This is a genomic window from Curtobacterium sp. SP.BCo, assembly GCF_051903265.1.
Classification (GTDB): Bacteria; Actinomycetota; Actinomycetes; order Actinomycetales; family Microbacteriaceae; genus Curtobacterium.
The window spans coordinates 2,610,970-2,628,118 of sequence record NZ_CP194337.1; the positions used below are offsets into that span (position 1 = coordinate 2,610,970).

Here is a 17,149-nt window from a genome sequence, read left to right on the forward strand (position 1 = left end):
TGCTGCAGGGGCGGCGGCGCGGTCTGTTCGACCTGCGGCTGAGCGGCAGGACGCCGGTTCGCCGCAGCGGTCACCGCACGTCCGCACTCACCACAGAAGATCGCTCCGTCCGGGAGCATCGATCCGCAGTGTTCGCATCTGATCACGGGGTGCCTCTGTCCTCACTCGGCCGTCCACGACGCTCGCCGGCCTGCAGGCCATCGTAGTCACGCGGTCGATCGGGACCCTGGCCGCCACCGGAGCGCCGGGTCCGGGCAGCCACGACCGCGGTCACGGACGCGCCGGCCGAGCGGGAAGCGTCCGCGATCCGCAGGGACCGCAGCGACACCGCCGCGCGGATCCGTTCCCGCCGGGTCCGACCGGTCCGGAGGCTCGCGATCGCGTCGTCGGCGGCCGACCACATCCGGTCGGCGGTGGTGACGTCCGCGTCGTTCGGACCGAACACGGAGCGGTCCGCGAGCGCGGCCAGTCCGCTCCCGCCCTCGCCCGGTGCACCGACCACGGCCTCGCGCCGGGTGGCGGCCGGCCGGACGTCGTGCCCACGGTCGACCAGGGCGTCGCGGTACTCGTCCCAGGCCCCGACGATGCGCGCCCGCGGGGTCGGGCCACGGCGACGACGCCGTCGACGGAGCCGCTTCACGAGCACGATGACCCCGAACGGCAGGAGCACCAACGCCACGAAGCCGAGGGTCGCCAGCACCCACGGGAGCGCCGCGAGGAGGATCTGCAGCCAGAGCGGTTGCACCGGCGGGGTGTTGCGGTCACTCTGCGGCGGAGCCTGCTGCGCCTGGTCCTGCTGCTCGGCAGGGGGCGGCGGGACGACCGTCTCGGGGCGGGTCACCGGCTGCGGGGTCTGCTGCTGTTCGTCCGGGATCTCACGGACGGTCGGGTTCGGGTCGATCATGACCCACCCCCACTGCGCGGTGTCGACCTCGATGCGGGCGGTCACGTCCGACCCGCGGAACGTCGTGGTACCGCCCGACGTGGTGTCGGCCGTCTTCCCACCGGCGTCGCCGCCCGCGGAGAACCCCATCACGACGCGCGCGGGGAAGCCGAGCTGGTCCGCCATGAGTGCCGCGGCCGCCGCGTACTGCTCCTGGTCCCCGATCATGAGCGGGGACGTCAGGAGCTCCTGGATCCGATCCGCGCCGTGCCCGCTGCGGCTCGCCCGGTCGTCGCCGACGCCGTGACTGACGTAGCCGTTCCGCTTGAGCTCCTGGACCATCGCGACGAGCTTCGCGCCGTCCGTCCCGGCGTCGGCGGTGTAGGCGTCGACGGTGTCACGGACCGCGTCCGGCACCGAACGCGGGTCGGGCACCGAGGCGTTCCCCGGTCGCGCGGACGCCAGTTGCTCGTCGGTCGGCTGGTCGGGGAGCACCGCCGTCAGGTCGTACCGCGTGCCGTCGCCCACGCCACCGACGACCGCGCCGGTGCCCGTCGAGCCGTTGTAGAAGAACGCCCCGCGCTCCTGCTCGGCGTCCGAGCCGATGAAGTCGACGCGCTCGAGATCGCCGACCGTCGGCAACCACACGCCGCTGTACCCGTCGACCGTCACACCGACACGCACCGCGGTGCCCCGCACCCCACGGACGTCCACGGACGTCGGGACGCGTTCGAACGTCCCCGACGACGTCGAGCCGTCCGCGCCACCGACGCGGTAGACCACCCCGTCGTAGGTGTCGAGCGTGGCGATCCGCACGAAACCGTTCGCCGGCAGGCCGGTCACCCGCAGCTGCACGGTGTCGGCCTCGGTCTGCTCCTCGTAGGCGCGGAACCCGCTGAGCGGGCTGACGTAGTCACGGGGGTCGAACGGCTTCACGACGTCGGTGCGCGCGACGGTGCGACCCACCGACGGCGGTGCGACCAGGCCGAGTCCGGTCGCGACGACGGCTGCGGCGACGATCGTGCCGGTCCCGACGAGCGCCGGTCGCAGCACCGACCGCGCGACCGGCACACGGGCGCCGATCGTGGTCGCCACCGCGACCGCGCGACGTGCGTGCCGCACGGTGAGTGCCCACACGAGGGCGATGCCGGTGAGCACGACGGCCGTCGCGACGGACGTGTCCAGTCGGCTCGGCCCGATCACGACACCGGCTGCGAAGAGCACGAGCGCCGGGATGCTCGCCAGCTCCTGCCGGGAGGCGCGGGTCGCCACGCTCACGCCCGCCACCGTGGCGACGAGGAGCGTCACGAAGAACGGCACGAGCAACGCCTCGTAGGACCCGACCGGCAGGCTGATGGTCACCAGGCGCTTCCAGCCGAGGGCGACCCCCGCGAAGAGGTCCACCAGGCCCGGCCCCGTCGGCAGGATGCCGTTCGCCTCCCCCGGCACCGCAGCAGGCACCCCGGTGAGGACGAAGGCCGCGACCGTCGCGATCGCGACGACCGCCGTCGGCAGCCGGAAGACCGTGCCGATCAGGGCGACGAGGGTGCCGAACACGACGGCGGTCACCGCGGCGACGATCATCGCGTCGTCGCGGTACACCGGCCACCAGGCCACGCTCGCGACCGCCAGCAACAGCCAGACCGCCAGCGTGCCGCCGACGAGTCGGGCCGGCGCGAGCCGACGGGCATCACGGCGGACCGTCTTCCGTGCGCGGGTCTCCTGAGGTGCTGCGACGCTCATGCCGCCGCCGATCGGTGCAGTGCGTGCCGCAGGTCGTCGAGGTAGCCGATCGTCATGACCGTGAGGCCCGCGACGCGGAGGAACCGCGGCTGGGCCTCGGGCTCGCAGATCACCGCGACGACCTCGACGCCGACGGGGAACCGCGTCGCCGCGAGGCGCAGGGCAGGCAGCTCGACGGTCGACCCGACCACGAGGAACGCGACCGAGATGCCAGCCGTGTCGCTCCCGACGAGCCGCGAGACCTCCGCGATCGGCAGGCACGCGTCCGCCAGGCCCACCGACGCGAACTCGTCGAGGAGGCGCGTGGGCGTGACCGTCGGTAGCGGGTGCACCGCGTACACCGCACGCTTCGCGAACTCCGGCGTCCGCTCGGAGACCACGACCGTGACCTCGCGACCGTCGCGGATCGCGCGTGTGCCGAGCGACGCCGCGGCGCTGACCGCGAGCTCGAACTCCTCGTCGTCCCCGAACTCGGACCGGGACACCCCGAGGGCGACCACGAGGTGCGAGCGGCGGGTGTCCTCGAACTGCCGGACCATCAGCGCGCCCGACTTCGCCGTCGACTTCCAGTGGATGGTGCGCGGATCGTCTCCGGGCATGTACTCCCGGATGGCGTGGAAGGCGATGTCCGCCGGGGAGAGGTCCGTCGTCGCCTGCCCCTCGAGGTCACGCACGAGCCCCGTGCTCGTCGACGGGATCGCGATCGTCCGCGGGTGCACGATCACCTGCTCACGGGCCGTCCACACGATCTCGCGGCGCACCAGGCCGACCGGGTCGGCCCGGACCCCTGTCACCGGGCCGACGTCGAGCACACCGCGCCGGACGGTCGGCACCGGGACCTCCTGGTCGAACGTGCCTCGCGCGCCGATCGACGGGATCGCGACGTCGACGAGTCCGGAGCCGACCGGGACCTCCACGGTGATCGGCACCGACGGCAGCCGGGCCGGGTTCTCCGCCGTGACCACGACACCCGCCGGGTCCCCCACCGCCACCCGGTGCTGCGGCAACCGCATCCGGATGACCAAGCGCGAGCGCCCGATCAGCGCGACCGCGGCGACGACCACCAGCAGGGCGCCCGCGAAGCCGACGACGACGATCTCCCGCAGGCCGAACCGGTACCCGACGACGAACGCGACGAGCGTGAGCGCCGCGACCGTCCATCCCAGGCCGGTGACCACGGACGAGACCTCCGCCCACCCGCGCTTGACGAGCCCCCAGGCCGTCGACCAGGCGCGCGCGAGACCGACGACCGCGTCCGCCGCCACGCCGTCCCGGTCGCCGACCAGGCGGGTGCGGACGTTCGTCAGGCCGGCGACCGTCCCCGTGCGCTCGTACGCCGGCGTCCCGCGACGCGACCGCGTCGAGGACGGGCGCCGCGACCGCGTGGAGACGGGCCGGCGGTCGGTCACGACGCGGCCCGGTCCGCCGGCGGCGGGGTCTCGACGAGCAGCTGGGCGATGACGCTCGTCGCACTGACGCCGTCGAACTCCGCTTCGGCGTCGAGGACGAGACGGTGCGCCAGGATCGGCACCGCCAACGCCTTGACGTCGTCGGGCGTGACGTAGTGGCGGGCGTTCAGCGCGGCGAACACCCGAGCCGCGCGCATCAGCACCATCGCGCCACGGACGCTGACGCCCAGGCGCACCTCGCTGGCAGCACGCGTCGCGTCGACGAGCCGGGCCACGTAGTCAGCGATCACCGGGTCGACGTGCACGGTGCGGGCGAGCGTCGCCATCTCGGTGATCGTCGCGGCGGGCACGACGCTCGCCAGCGGCACGGAGGTCGACGGCGCCGATGCCGTCTCGAGGATCTTCACGGTGGCGGCGTGGTCCGGGTACCCGATCGACGCCTTCATCAGGAAGCGGTCGAGCTGCGCCTCGGGCAGACGGTACGTCCCGGCCTGCTCGACCGGGTTCTGCGTCGCGATCACCATGAACGGCGCCGCGAGCCGGTGGTTGACGCCGTCGACCGTGACGGCGGACTCCTCCATCGCCTCGAGCAGCGCCGACTGGGTCTTCGGGCTCGCGCGGTTGATCTCGTCGGCCAGCACGATGTTCGAGAAGACCGGACCGCGGTGGAAGTCGAACTCCTGCGTCTTCTGGTCGTAGACGCTGATGCCCGTGATGTCGCCGGGGAGCAGGTCAGGCGTGAACTGGATGCGGTTCGTCGACCCCTGCACGCTCTGCGCCATCGCCCGCGCCAGGCTGGTCTTGCCGGTGCCGGGGACGTCCTCGAGCAGGAGGTGGCCCTCGCTGAGCATCGCCGTGACCGCCAGGCGGATCACGAACGTCTTCCCGAGGAGCACCTGCTCGACGTTGGTCACGATGCGGCCTGCGACGTCGGCGAACCAGGTGGCCTGCTCCGGGGTCATGCTCATGCGGTGTCGTTCCTCGTTCTCGGGGATGGTCAGTTGCCGGACTGGCTGATCTGCACCGTATCGGGGTTCGGGTCTTCCTTGCCGTTCACCGTCGCCGTGACCCGGATCGAGTCGTAGCCGGACGGGACGTTGTCGCTCAGGGAGTACGTCCCGCCGTTGTCCGGCTTCTGGTCCGTGCACCCGACGTTGCCGAACAGGCAGTACTCAACCTTGTACGACGGCGTCAGGGCACCGTTCCCACTGTTGTCCGGAGCACGCACCACCGGCTGCTGACCTTCGACGGCGCTGGTGATCGTCGCGTGGGTCGTGAACGCGGTGCCCGTGGACGCGCCACTCGACGCGCAGTAGTCGCCGTCGATGGCGCAGGCCGTGAACACCACGCTGCTCTCGACGCCGAAACCGGCCCCCGCTCCGATCGAAGTGGCGCCGTTGAACCGCACCGGCGCACCGCCGTTCACGGAGTAGTACAGGAACCGCGTCGAAGTGCTCGCGCTGAGGTTCACCACGAAGTTCGATCCGTTGCCCGGATCGCGATCGACGCTGACGGTTCCGGTCGGGGCATCCGGCGTCTGGTAGCCCTCCACGCTGGCCGGCTGGGACGCCGTGCAGAAGTAGCCGTTGTCAGCGAGGGCCACGTACCGGTACTGGCTGGTGATCGTGTCCGATGCCGAGGCGCTCGTCCAGACGAACTCAGCGCCCGAGGTCGAGCAACCGGTCGGGATCGGGGTGCTGGCCGCGTACTTCGCGATCCGCCAGTTCGCGCTCCCGCCACCCCAGTCCGACTCACTCGCGCTCAGCGCGACGGCGGTCTGCGATCCCTGTCGGTTCCCGCTCGCGCTCAGGCGCGGCGTCGCCGGGCTGCCGATGGCCGTGCCGGTACCGGACGCGGAGTTCCACTGCACCACCGTGCCGTTGCGGTCCGCGCCGTTGCGAGCTGAAACCGTGACGGTGTACGCGCCACCACTCTGCGCGCCGGTGAACGACGTGCTCGTCGCCGTGCCGGTGCTCCGGCTCGACGACAGCCCGGGACCGCTGATGGTCACGACGTAGTTGTCCACCGCGGTGCCGTTGTTCGGCGCGTCGACCGTGTTCCAGGAGACGTCGAGCTGGTTCGGCGTGGACTTGCTCGGCGACACGGTGATGCCGGTCGGCGGCGCGGGCACGGAGTCGGCGCTGATCGATGCCGAGTTCGGCGACGCCGCGGAGTCCCCGATGGCGTTCGTCGCGACCACGGAGAACTGGTACGACGCCTTCGGGTTGAGCCCGGTGATGGTGCAGACCGTCGCGGTGCCGCAGTCCTTCGCGACGCCGTTCGTGCCCTGGAGCCGGTACCCGGTGATCGGCGAGTTGTTGGCCTGCGGCGTCGACCACGTCAGCGTCGCCTGTCCGCCCTCGTAGGACCCGGTGCGGGCCGGCGCGCCGGGGGCGTCGGGGACGTCCTGCACGGAGATCGTCACGTCGCCCCAGACGTACCGGTCCGGGTCGTCGGTGGCATCGGCCACCTGGTACTGCAGGTGCGTGTCCACCGGCTTGGCGTCGGCGGCGACGCTCACCTGCAACCGTGACTTGTCGGCGCTCGGTGTGACCGTCACCCCGCTCGGCAGCCCGCCGCCCAGGCCGCGGATGTTGACGACGCGCAGGCGTTGCTCGGGGAACGGGTTGGTCGGCTGGTCGTTGGCGAGGACGTCGATGGTCGTCGTCGCACCACGCTTCGTGACCGACTTGTCCGCGCCCGGTTGGACGAGCGGCCGTGTGGACGCGACGACGTTGACGTCGATGACGCCCGCGCGACCGGCGTTCGCGGCGTCGGCGACACCGATGCCGATGGCCGCGGTGGTGTTCTTCTCGGCGGTGTCCCCGACCTTGATCGTCAGCTGCTGGCCGGAGATGCTCGCGGTGGTCCCGCCGCTCGGCCTGCTGACGACGGAGTACCGCAGCTCGGGCAGGTCGTTCGGGTACGGGTAGTCCGTCAGCTTGGAGAGGTCGATCGTCCGCGACTCCCCCGGCTGCATGTCCAGCGCGGAGCCGGTGAACGCGGGTGGCTGGTTCGACCGTGGCGTCACCTTGATCGGCAGGACGAGGGTCGCCACACGTCCCTTGCCGCCGTTCGCGTTGGAGCCGTCGGTGACCTCGAAGGAGATGGACGCGTTGCCGTAGTAGAGCTTGGACGACGTGAACTGCAGCGTCGAGGAGTCGACCACCAGGTCCTGGCCGTTGGCGTGCGTGGCCTTCACGGTGCCGTCGTCGGTGATCTTCGCCGTCTGCCCGTTGGCGGTGACGACGTACTTCGACAGCGGGATGCGGACGGTCGCCTCGCTCTTCACGGTGATGGCGCCGGCGGTGCGGTTCACCTGGGGCAGGGCGTCGTCGAAGCCGGGCACGTGGATGAAGCCGTAGGAGACGATGTCCGGGTGGTCGGTGCGGGCGACCGAGAACGGGATGACCTGCGACTCGTCGGTCAGGCGCACCGAGATCCGCTGGTCGTCGGTGGTGCGCGCGGTGTCGCCGTAGCCGTCCACCACACCGACCCGCAGATGAGCGGTCGAGCCCTCGGCGAAGAAGACGTTCTTCAGGACGTCCACGGTGACGCTCTGCCGGTGCAGGATGTCCTGCAGGTCGAGGGTGGTGTCGTCGACCTCGGGGCGGAGCGGCTGCGCGTCGGGATCGACCGTGACGGTGAGGAACGCGGTGCTCGCGCCGCCGTTCTCGTTCGCGACGGTGTACAGGACGGCGTAGTCGCCGCTCTTCGCGGACTTCGGCGGCGTCACGCGGATCTGCTGCCGCTGCAGGACCTTCGCGGTGACGTCGGCAGCGGTGGGCTCGGCCTTCGTGACGGTGAGCTGCCCGCCCTCGGGGTCGGAGTCGTTCTGCAGGACGCGCACCGTGACCGAACCGCCCGGACGGATCGTGACGTGGTCGGCCTCCGCGACGGGGTTCGTCGCCTGCTCGGCGCGCGGTGCGATGCCGACGCGCACCGTGCCGGTGGCGCGGGCTCCGAGGGCGTCGACGACCGTGTACGTGAACTCGTCGGTCCCCGCCGAGTAGTCGCCGGCCTCGTAGGTCAACGAATCGGACCCGACGTCGCTGACCGATCCCTTGTCGGGGTTCGACGCGACGCCGACCAACTGCACGGAGTCCCCGTCGGGGTCGATGCCGTTCAGCGGGATCGACACACGGACGGACTGTCCGGCGACGACGCGGGCGGTGACGGTCTGCGGCACGGGCGGGTTGTTCGTGGCGGCGTCCCGCTCGCGCACCGAGATCGACACCGTGGCGTCGGCGTACTGGCCGTCCGGTCCCGCGACGCGGTAGACGGCGGTGTAGCTGCCGGGTGTGGTGGGTGCGAGGTACCGCAGGTGGTCGCCGGAGACGAACAGCAGTCCGCCATCGCCGGGGACGTTCTGCACGAGGTCGGGCTGGAGCGTCAGCGGTTCGCCCTCGGGCTGGGTGTCGTTCGCGAGGACGTCGATGTTCGCCACGTCCCCGACGCGGACCGTCGCGGTGTCCGGCTGGGCGACGGGCGGCTGGATGCGGTCGGGCTTCGGGATCTCGACGACCGTGACGGTGCCGGTCGACGACGCGAGCCCGTTCGTCTCCGTGTACCCGAACGACACCGGACCGTCGAGGGGCGCGGTGAGGGTCACCCGGACGGTGTGCTGGTCCAGGATGCTGGCCTGCACCCCGGACCCGCGCTCCGGGCCGTCGAGCGCCGTCACCAGCAGGACTCCGCCGGCAGGGTCGATGTCCGTCGCCGTGACGTCGGTGTCCTTCGTCGAGAGCGTGTTGACGAACACGGTCTTCGGCGTCGTGATGGGTGCGGTCGACGCGTCCGGTGGAGACAGGACCGTGATGCGGACGATGCCGCTGGTGGTCTTCGTGCCGTCGGTCACGGTGTACTCGAGCTGGTGGTCGCCCGCGCCGGCACCGAGCACGCGGAAGGTGCCGGCGTCGTAGCTCGGTGTGACCGTCAGCCCGCTGGCCGACGAGACACTGGTGAGCGTCACGGTGCCGTTGCCGCCGCGGACGTGGTCCAGCGGGTCGACGGTGAACGCCTTGCCGGCGTACCCCTGGGCGGGGAAGGGATCGGCGTAGAGGGGCACGCTCCCCTGCTTCGCGACCTTCACCGTCACCGAACCGCGGCCGTCCGCGCGACCGTCGCTCACGACGAGCTGGACCGCACGTTCGCCGGTCTTGCCGCTCGCGTTGCGGAAGTCGAGCAGCCCGTCCGGCGTGGTCGACACCCGGTCGCCGTCCGCGGCGGACGCCGACTTCAGGTAGACCGGGTCGCCGTCGGGGTCCACCCAGTCGCCGAGCACGTTCGTCACCACGTGCCCGTTCTGCACGACGTCCGCCGAGGTGTCGCGCACCTGTCGCGGTGGGTCGTTGAGCGAGTCGGGTCGGACGGTCACCTTCACCGTCGCGGTGTCGGACCCGCCGTTGCCGTCGGTGATCGTGTACGGGAACGAGACGGTGCCGCTCGCGCGAGCGGTCAGCGTGATCTGCAGGCGCTGGCCGTCACCGACGACGGCGACGTCCCCGACGGCGTCGTCGATGCGCCCGACCTCGCTGATCACGATCGGGTCGCCGTTCGGGTCGTAGTCGTTGAGGAGGACCGGGAGGCTCGTGGTGCGTCCCGGACGAGCGCCCAGGTCGTCGTCGACGGCCACCGGCGGCTTCTGGTCCTTGTCGACCTCCGGGTCGTCGTCGGACACCTGCTCCTGCTGCTGGTCGTCGTCCTTCTTGATGAGGTCGGCCCAGTTGTCGATGAGCTGGCCGCTGCGGTCGATCGCCCACGAGCGTCCGCTCTGCGGGTCGTTCGCGACCACGGTCGCGCCGTTGTGCAGGATCTGGAGGTCGCCGGTGCCGGCGGTGCTCGGAAGGCGCTGCAGCGCGCTCCCCTGGCACGTGTCCATCGCCTGTCCGCCCGCCCACGCCGCGTAGGTGCAGGACCCGACGGCCATCGGACGGGCTGCGCGCCCGGAGACCTGGAGCGCGGTGGTCCGGACGTCACCGGACGCGGACACGCGTGCGAGGCCGGCCGTGCCGGCGACGACGATCTCGGAGCCGTCCGCCGTGGATCGCTGCAGCGCGGGTGACGTGCCGACGCGGTCGCCCAGGTCGACGGTCTCCCCGTCGATCGAGATCTCGCCCGATGTCCGGTCGAGGACCGCGACGTGTTCACCGAACGACGCCACCTGGAAGTCGTCGGCGCGGTCCATCTTGACGGTCCAGCGTCGGTCGACGGTCGGGGTGGCGCCGATGTCCACGAGCGACGCGGTCCCGGTCTTGGGTGAGTACACCGCGACGTGGTCGTCGGACGCGTCGAACACGGCGTCCGCACCGAGCGTCAGGTCGGCCTTCGTCGAGGCGTCGAACTCGCCGAGGTCCTTCGCCGGGGTCGCCCAGAGTTCGCCCGTGTCGCCGTTGCCGATCACGGCGGTCGACCCGGCGAAGAAGACCTGCGGCGAACCGGCCGGCAGGGTCACGGGGTCGGCGACCGTGGCATCGGCCACGTCGACCTTCGCCACGGTGCCCTTGGTCTGGTCGACGCTGTAGACGGTCGAGCCGCGCTGCAGCACGGAGAGGCTGTCGCTCGCGGTCTCGACGGCCGTGTTCAGTTGGAGGACGCCGGTGTTCGCCCGGCCGACCGCGCCGTACTCGGCGGACGGGACCCACACCGTGCCGTCCCCCAGGTCGACGCGCTGCGTGTGGTACCCCGTCGACGCGACGGCGGCGGTGGCGACCACCGCCCCGACGACGACCGACGCACCGATCGTGACGGCTGCGGAACGGTGCTTCGCGAGGAACGCCCGGATCACCCGGCGCTCCCGATCGTGGCGCACTTCTGGGCGCTCGCCACGCCGGTCTTGCCGTCACGGTTGACCGCGACGGCGACGCACTCCTCGTCGCCCTTCGTGCCCGAGACGACGAAGCTCGTACCGGTCTGCTGACTGGCCGACCCGTTGGAGGACACGACGTACGTGTCGCCGTTCCGGACGCCCGGATCGGCCCAGGTGAAGGTGACGGACTCCGCGGTGGTCTCGGCGCGGACGTCCGACACGACGGGGATTGCTCCGGTGCCGAGGCGTCCGACGACGACCACGGTGGCGATCGCCAACGCGGCGACGACGACCACGGTCAGCGACGTCGCCCACACCAGGGTGGACCGCGACCGCCGTCGTGCCCGGGTCACGGAGCCGGTGCGGTGCACGGTGCCGACGCTCTGCGACGCGGCGGCCGAGGAGCCGCCCTGCACCGCACGACGGGTCCGGCGTCGGGCTCCGACGCGGGTCGGTGGCTGGAGCTCACGGATCACGGTGCGGTCACCGTCGGGCGTCGGGGTCGCGACGGCCCAGGACTCGACAGCGACGTCCGCGGCGGTCTGCGGGATGCCGAGCTCGGCCTCGACCTGCTGGAACCCGCGGACGAGCTCCATCACCGTGGCGGGACGGCCGGCGACCTTGCGCGACATCGCCGCCGCGAGGAGTCGTTCGAGCGACGGCGGGACGTCGGTCCGACCGGTCGGCTTCACGCCGCCCTTGTCGATCCGGCCCATCAGGTCGGCCGCTCCGTTCTTGCCGCCACGGATCTCGAAGGGGCTGCGGCCGGCCAGCAGGGAGAAGACCGTCGCCGCCAGGGAGTAGACCTCGGACTGGATGGTGCCGCGTGACTCGTCGATGAGCACCTCGGGCGCCGACCACGGGATCGACATGCCGATGGGTTCGTCCGGGTCGGTCCCGCCGATCGTCGCGGCGATGCCGAAGTCGGAGAGCACGGGGTTGCCGTAGGCGGTGCGCAGGATGTTCGACGGCTTGATGTCGCGGTGCAGGACGCCTTCGCGGTGGGCGGTCTCGAGCGCGGACCCGATGCGGATCCCGATCGACAGCACCTCGGACACCGGGATCGGCTCGCGTCGGTACCGCTCGCTCAGGGACGACGAGCAGAGCTCCATGACGAGGTACGGCCGCCCGTCCGACGCCACACTGGCCTGGAACACCGTCAGGATCGACGGGTGGGTGCTGAGGCGCGCCATCAGGTTCGCCTCGGCCTGGAACATCTGGCGGACGCGATCGTCGACGACCTCGTCGAGCAGGACCTTCACGGCGACCTGCCGACGCGGCATGTCCTGTTCGTAGAGGAAGACGTCGGCGAAGCCACCGGAACCGAGGACGTGCACCGGGCTGAAGCCCGCGATCACGGGCGGGGTGGACGGCAGGCGTCGCGCCATCGTCCCCTCCTCCCCGGCCGAGCGGCCAGCTCTCTCGTCACGGCCCTGCCATTCTACGAAGCGTGTGTGACCGACATTCCGCACACCGCTGCGAGCAGGGGGTCATCCATCCCCCAGTTCGGGGGACAGTCAGTGGCGCGGCAGCGTGTCCTCGACGTCGCCGTCGTCCGGGGCGTCGTCCACCTGCAGCACGACCACGGTGACGTTGTCGCGGCCGCCGGCCACGACCGCGTCGCCGACCAGGCGTTCGGCCAGGTCCTGCGCCCCGGGCACTCGTGCTGCGATCCGCCCGATCCCGACGTCGCCGAGCTCCTTGGTCAGCCCGTCCGAGCACACGATGTAGCGGTCGCCGGCGCGCAGCGGCAGCGTCCACCAGTCCGGCTCCGGCGGCTCGCCGAAGCCGACGGCGCGGGTGATCACGTTGCTGTCCGGGTGGCGCTCGGCGTCCTCGGCCCGGAGCAGCCCGGCGTCGACCATCTCCTGCACGACCGAGTGGTCCACCGTCACCCGGCGGAGGACGCCGTCCTCGATCCGGTAGGTCCGCGAGTCGCCCACGTTGAACACGAGCGCCGCCGGCTGGCCGTTCGCCGCGACGAGCGCGATGCCCGTCACGGTCGTGCCCGCTCCGATCGCGTTGCCGCCCGCGGCGCGTTCGATGTCCGCGGTGGCGAGCAGGAGCGCCCGCTGGATCGCCTGGCGCGACGAGAAATCGCTCTCGGTCGCCTGCGACAGGCGACGCACGACGGCGTCGCTCGCGCGGTCACCGGCGAGGTGTCCGCCCATGCCGTCGGCCACGACGAAGAACGGCGCTCCGACGATGTAGCTGTCCTCGTTGTGGTCACGGCGACGGCCGACGTCGGTCGCCGCCCCCCACGACAGCGTCAGGGTGGCGCCGTCGGCACCGGGGACGTCGATGGCGTGCGCAGTCGCTGCTCGGCCGAGTTCGGTCACGTTTCAGGATCGCTCTCTGGGGGTTCGGGGCGTGCCGGCGGTGGTGGATCGGGGGGGGTCACGCGGGGAATGGTGGGAAGTCCCCCGACGGCGGTGCGACGCGCAGGTGCGGCGAGAGGACCTCGATCACGTTGCCGTCACCGATCTCGACAACCGTACCCGTCAGCACGACGTTCGAGGCACCCGCGGGCATCCGGAACGGTGCCGCGCCCGCCGGGCGGACGACGGTCCCGTTGGTCGACCGGAGGTCGTCGACGACCGCGGCCTCGCCCTCGGCGTGCACGAGGACGTGCGACGAGGACACCTGGCCGGAACGTGACGGAACGGTCACGAGCTCCGGCGTCGGTCCGCGCAGGACGCGCGGCAGCGCCGGACGCCGTCCGACGATCACCGGGCGGTCGAGTCGGAGCACCCGGTCACCGATCCGGATCGACGGCACCCTGGTCGTCGGCTCCGGTGGGGCGGCCGGGAGGCGCGGCTCTGCCCCGGTGGGTCCACCCACCAGCAGGTCGGTGTCGGCCGGGCGCGTCGACGGCCGCACGACGGTGTCGTCGAGCGGGTCGCCGTCCGGGAATGGCGGAGCGACAGGCCGGATGACGGTGTCCTCCGTCGCGGAGCCGTCGTGCGCGCCGGGCACCGTCTGCGCGGCCCGGATCACCGTGTCGTCGAGGGCGTCGCCGACACGGTCGCCGGAGAACTGCGCGCGCGGTCGACGGACGACGGTGTCGTCGTTGTCATCGTCGCGCACTCGAGCCCTCCAAGCGTGTCCCCACCACCGTAGACGATCCTGTCCGCCGACCGTCATCGACGCCCCCAACGCGGTCCGCTGCCGGCGCGCACCGACCGGAGCACCAGCGCAGCGAGGGGGTCGTCCGCACGGGTCTCGAGCGCGTACTGCGCGCGGGTCTGGGCACGCGCGACCGAACCCAGCGCCCACGAGCACCAGGACGCCGTCGCGAGTGCTCCAGCCGCCCCCGTCGCTGTGTCCGCCGTCAGATCGTCGGCGCGCCACCGCTGCCACGCTTCGGCACACCGGTCCCCCGCCACCCGGAGTCGAGCACGGTCAGGCGAGGGACCCAGCCCGCGCAACGCGGGCGGGGTCGGATCACTGAACGGGTCGAACCCGGTGACGTTCCGCGGGTCCGGCCGGTCACGGGCGGCGAGGAACGCGATGATCGCGACCCGGGGCGCGAGCGCGCCGCAGGCGGTCAGCACCGCGATCGCAGCAGCACGCGGCAACCGGTCCGCGCCGGGCGCGACGAGCGCGGCGCACGCTGCAGGGAGGGTGATCGCAGCCGCGATCTCACGGGGGAAGTGCGCGGCGGTGTCGCCGGGTGGTCGTGTCGTGCGGGGGATCATGCACGTCATCGAAACGCACCACGCGCCTCCAGGCAGGGTCCGACCGAGCATCTGGGGACAGCACACGGCCCGCTCGTCCTGTGGAGGAAGAGCGGGCCGTGGCGACGGTCACGCGGTGACGGGCTCGAGACTCTCGGCGACCAGGTCCCAGCCGCCGTCGGACCGCTCGAAGCGGACGCCGTGGGCGGACGCCCACGCCAGCAGGTCGTCCTCGGAGACGACCTGCGCGTCCGTCCTCGCGAGCAGCGCCACCAGACGCCCCTTGGCGGTCTTGTTCCAGTGGTTCAGGGCCTTGCGTCGACCGTCACCGTCGACGCTCACCACCCGGGGCACGACCGCACTGCTGACCGGGCCGAGCTGCCGGTAGCCCTCGGACCGCAGGTCGAGCACCAGCCCGTCGGCCGCGCGCGCGGCGAGGACCCGCTCCGACGGCCCCGCCCAGTGCGCTCCGAGACGGACCGTCCCCAGGCGCGAATCGTGCGAGAGCCGGTACGCGGGAACGGGGTCACCGCCGCCGATCGGTCCGAACATCGCGGACTGCACCACCACGTGGTCGAACCACCACCGGCGCGCGGCGGCATCCGCGTCGAGGGTACCGAGCGGGTCGTACAGCACCCCGGTGTAGCGGTCGATCGCCGGCATCGTGCCGGACGTCTCGAGCGCGAGGTTGCGGAACCGTTCCTCGATGGACTTCGGCCCCAGCTTCAACGCCGTCCGAGCGGAGGCCTCCTCGGAACTGACGGAGCGGGCCGCGGTGATCACCGCGGCCCGCTCAGCAGCCAGTTCCGGGAACGACAGCGCACGCAGGTCGAGCGTGCGCTCCGGGTCCCCGCCCTCCCGCTTCGTCTCCGAAGGCGGGAGGAGGACGGTCAGTCCGGTCAGGACGCCAGCGCGGCCTGCCGCGCAACGATCGTGACCGTGTCGTGCTCGACCGACAGGAAGCCGTCCTCGGCGTCCGCCGCCACCGTCGAGCCGTCGGCTCGGGTGATGCGGACCTGACCCTGCGCGAGGGTCGCGAGCAGCGGCTCGTGTCCCGCGAGGATACCGATCTGACCCTCTGTCGTCCGTGCGACGACCATGGTGGCGTCGCCCGACCAGACCTCGCGGTCAGCCGAGACGACGCTCACGGTGAGTGCCGCCATGTCAGCGGTTCTCCTTCTGGATCTGCGCCCACTTCTCTTCGACGTCGTTGATGCCACCGACGTTGAAGAAGGCCTGCACGGCCACGTGGTCGAACTCGCCGTCCGCGATCGCGCGGAAGGACTCGATCGTGTCCTTCAGCGGAACGGTCGAACCCTCGACGCCCGTGAACTTCTTGGCCATGTAGGTGTTCTGCGAGAGGAACTGCTGGATACGACGAGCGCGCTCGACCGTGATCTTGTCCTCTTCGGAGAGCTCGTCGACACCGAGGATGGCGATGATCTCCTGCAGTTCCTTGTTCTTCTGGAGGATCTGCTTGACGCGCGTGGCCGTCTCGTAGTGGTCGGCGCCCAGGTACCGGGGGTCCATGATCCGCGACGTGGACGTCAGCGGGTCGATGGCCGGGTACAGACCCTGCGACGCGATCTCACGCGACAGCTCGGTCGTGGCGTCGAGGTGCGCGAACGTGGTCGCCGGAGCCGGGTCGGTGTAGTCGTCGGCCGGCACGTAGATCGCCTGCAGCGAGGTGATCGAGTGACCACGCGTCGAGGTGATGCGCTCCTGGAGCACACCCATCTCGTCGGCGAGGTTCGGCTGGTAGCCCACCGCGGACGGCATGCGACCGAGCAGCGTGGAGACCTCGGAACCGGCCTGCGTGAAGCGGAAGATGTTGTCGATGAAGAGGAGCACGTCCTGCTTCTGGACATCGCGGAAGTACTCCGCCATCGTCAGCGCCGACAGGGCCACGCGCAGACGCGTTCCCGGCGGCTCGTCCATCTGGCCGAACACGAGGGCGGTCTTGTCGAAGACGCCCGCCTCTTCCATCTCGCCGATGAGGTCGTTGCCCTCACGGGTGCGCTCGCCGACACCGGCGAACACCGACACACCACCGTGGTCCTGCGCGACGCGCTGGATCATCTCCTGGATGAGGACCGTCTTGCCGACGCCCGCACCACCGAAGAGGCCGATCTTGCCACCCTGCACGTACGGCGTCAGGAGGTCGATCGACTTGATGCCGGTCTCGAACATGGAGGTCTTCGACTCGAGCTGGTCGAAGGCCGGGGCCTTGCGGTGGATCGGCCAGCGCTCGGTGATCTCGAGCTTCTCGTCAGTGTTGAGCACGTTGCCCAGCACGTCGAAGACCTTGCCCTTGGTGACGTCGCCGACGGGGACCGAGATCGGAGCGCCCGAGTCACGGACCTCCTGGCCACGGACCAGACCGTCGGTCGGCTTCAGGGAGATGGCGCGGACGAGGTCGTCGCCGAGGTGCTGCGCGACCTCGAGGCCGATCTCCTGCGACGAGTCACCGATGGTGATGGTCGTGAACAGGAGGTTGTACATCTCGGGGATGGCGTCGTGCGGGAACTCGATGTCGACGACGGGGCCCGTGACACGGGCGATCCGGCCGACACCGGGCGCCGACGACGTCTCGACCGCGGTGGTTGCGGTGTCGGTCATGGCTGGTGCC

The 17,149-nt window shown here is 71.5% G+C and carries 11 protein-coding genes and 1 pseudogene; all 12 read right to left on the bottom strand.

The window, feature by feature from the left end:
* Nucleotides 1-77: 77 nt before the first annotated feature.
* A pseudogene (locus tag ACRQ4B_RS12415) lies at nucleotides 78-146 on the bottom strand (zinc-ribbon domain-containing protein); the annotation flags it as partial.
* Entirely contained in the window at nucleotides 143-2,626 is a 2,484-nt protein-coding gene (locus tag ACRQ4B_RS12420) for a transglutaminaseTgpA domain-containing protein (RefSeq protein ID WP_439691730.1), read from the bottom strand. The pseudogene ACRQ4B_RS12415 and the gene ACRQ4B_RS12420, both read right to left, overlap by 4 nt.
* A complete protein-coding gene (locus ACRQ4B_RS12425) occupies nucleotides 2,623-4,035 on the bottom strand; it encodes a DUF58 domain-containing protein (protein WP_439691731.1) in 1,413 nt (470 codons plus the stop codon). The genes ACRQ4B_RS12420 and ACRQ4B_RS12425 overlap by 4 nt, the downstream gene beginning before the upstream one ends.
* A complete protein-coding gene (locus tag ACRQ4B_RS12430) occupies nucleotides 4,032-5,003 on the bottom strand; it encodes an AAA family ATPase (protein WP_439691732.1) in 972 nt (323 codons plus the stop codon). Before ACRQ4B_RS12430 ends, ACRQ4B_RS12425 begins: the two co-directional genes overlap by 4 nt.
* 29 nt (nucleotides 5,004-5,032) lie before the next feature.
* Entirely contained in the window at nucleotides 5,033-10,846 is a 5,814-nt protein-coding gene (locus tag ACRQ4B_RS12435) for an Ig-like domain-containing protein (RefSeq protein ID WP_439691733.1), read from the bottom strand.
* Complete coding sequence (locus tag ACRQ4B_RS12440; protein ID WP_439691734.1) at nucleotides 10,819-12,231, bottom strand: serine/threonine-protein kinase; 1,413 nt, start codon at nucleotides 12,229-12,231, stop codon at nucleotides 10,819-10,821. The genes ACRQ4B_RS12435 and ACRQ4B_RS12440 overlap by 28 nt, the downstream gene beginning before the upstream one ends.
* A 129-nt stretch (nucleotides 12,232-12,360) precedes the next feature.
* Nucleotides 12,361-13,182: a PP2C family protein-serine/threonine phosphatase gene (locus ACRQ4B_RS12445; RefSeq protein ID WP_439691735.1), complete on the bottom strand. Its 822-nt coding sequence runs from the start codon at nucleotides 13,180-13,182 to the stop codon at nucleotides 12,361-12,363.
* A 58-nt stretch (nucleotides 13,183-13,240) separates the two neighbouring features.
* Nucleotides 13,241-13,930, bottom strand: a complete 690-nt coding sequence (locus ACRQ4B_RS12450) for a hypothetical protein (protein ID WP_439691736.1) — start codon at nucleotides 13,928-13,930, stop codon at nucleotides 13,241-13,243.
* A gap of 53 nt (nucleotides 13,931-13,983) precedes the next feature.
* Nucleotides 13,984-14,541: a hypothetical protein gene (locus ACRQ4B_RS12455; RefSeq protein ID WP_439691737.1), complete on the bottom strand. Its 558-nt coding sequence runs from the start codon at nucleotides 14,539-14,541 to the stop codon at nucleotides 13,984-13,986.
* A 108-nt stretch (nucleotides 14,542-14,649) separates the two neighbouring features.
* Nucleotides 14,650-15,423 (bottom strand): YaaA family protein, encoded by a 774-nt coding sequence (locus ACRQ4B_RS12460; protein ID WP_439694395.1) that lies wholly within the window; start codon nucleotides 15,421-15,423, stop codon nucleotides 14,650-14,652.
* The gene (locus ACRQ4B_RS12465) at nucleotides 15,420-15,683 is read right to left on the bottom strand and encodes a F0F1 ATP synthase subunit epsilon (protein WP_022905458.1); all 264 of its coding nucleotides are present in this window, start codon (nucleotides 15,681-15,683) and stop codon (nucleotides 15,420-15,422) included. Before ACRQ4B_RS12465 ends, ACRQ4B_RS12460 begins: the two co-directional genes overlap by 4 nt.
* A 1-nt stretch (nucleotide 15,684) precedes the next feature.
* Nucleotides 15,685-17,139 (bottom strand): F0F1 ATP synthase subunit beta, encoded by a 1,455-nt coding sequence (gene atpD, locus ACRQ4B_RS12470; protein ID WP_022905457.1) that lies wholly within the window; start codon nucleotides 17,137-17,139, stop codon nucleotides 15,685-15,687.
* Between the last annotated feature and the right edge of the window lie 10 nt (nucleotides 17,140-17,149).

What these genes read in the sequence shown, in the direction of transcription:
- ACRQ4B_RS12455 (WP_439691737.1), bottom strand. Translation starts at nt 14,541, where the DNA reads ATGATCCCCCGCACGACACGACCACCCGGCGACACCGCCGCGCACTTC.
- ACRQ4B_RS12440 (WP_439691734.1), bottom strand. Translation starts at nt 12,231, where the DNA reads ATGGCGCGACGCCTGCCGTCCACCCCGCCCGTGATCGCGGGCTTCAGC.
- atpD (WP_022905457.1), bottom strand. Translation starts at nt 17,139, where the DNA reads ATGACCGACACCGCAACCACCGCGGTCGAGACGTCGTCGGCGCCCGGT.
- ACRQ4B_RS12420 (WP_439691730.1), bottom strand. Translation starts at nt 2,626, where the DNA reads ATGAGCGTCGCAGCACCTCAGGAGACCCGCGCACGGAAGACGGTCCGC.
- ACRQ4B_RS12465 (WP_022905458.1), bottom strand. Translation starts at nt 15,683, where the DNA reads ATGGCGGCACTCACCGTGAGCGTCGTCTCGGCTGACCGCGAGGTCTGG.
- ACRQ4B_RS12430 (WP_439691732.1), bottom strand. Translation starts at nt 5,003, where the DNA reads ATGAGCATGACCCCGGAGCAGGCCACCTGGTTCGCCGACGTCGCAGGC.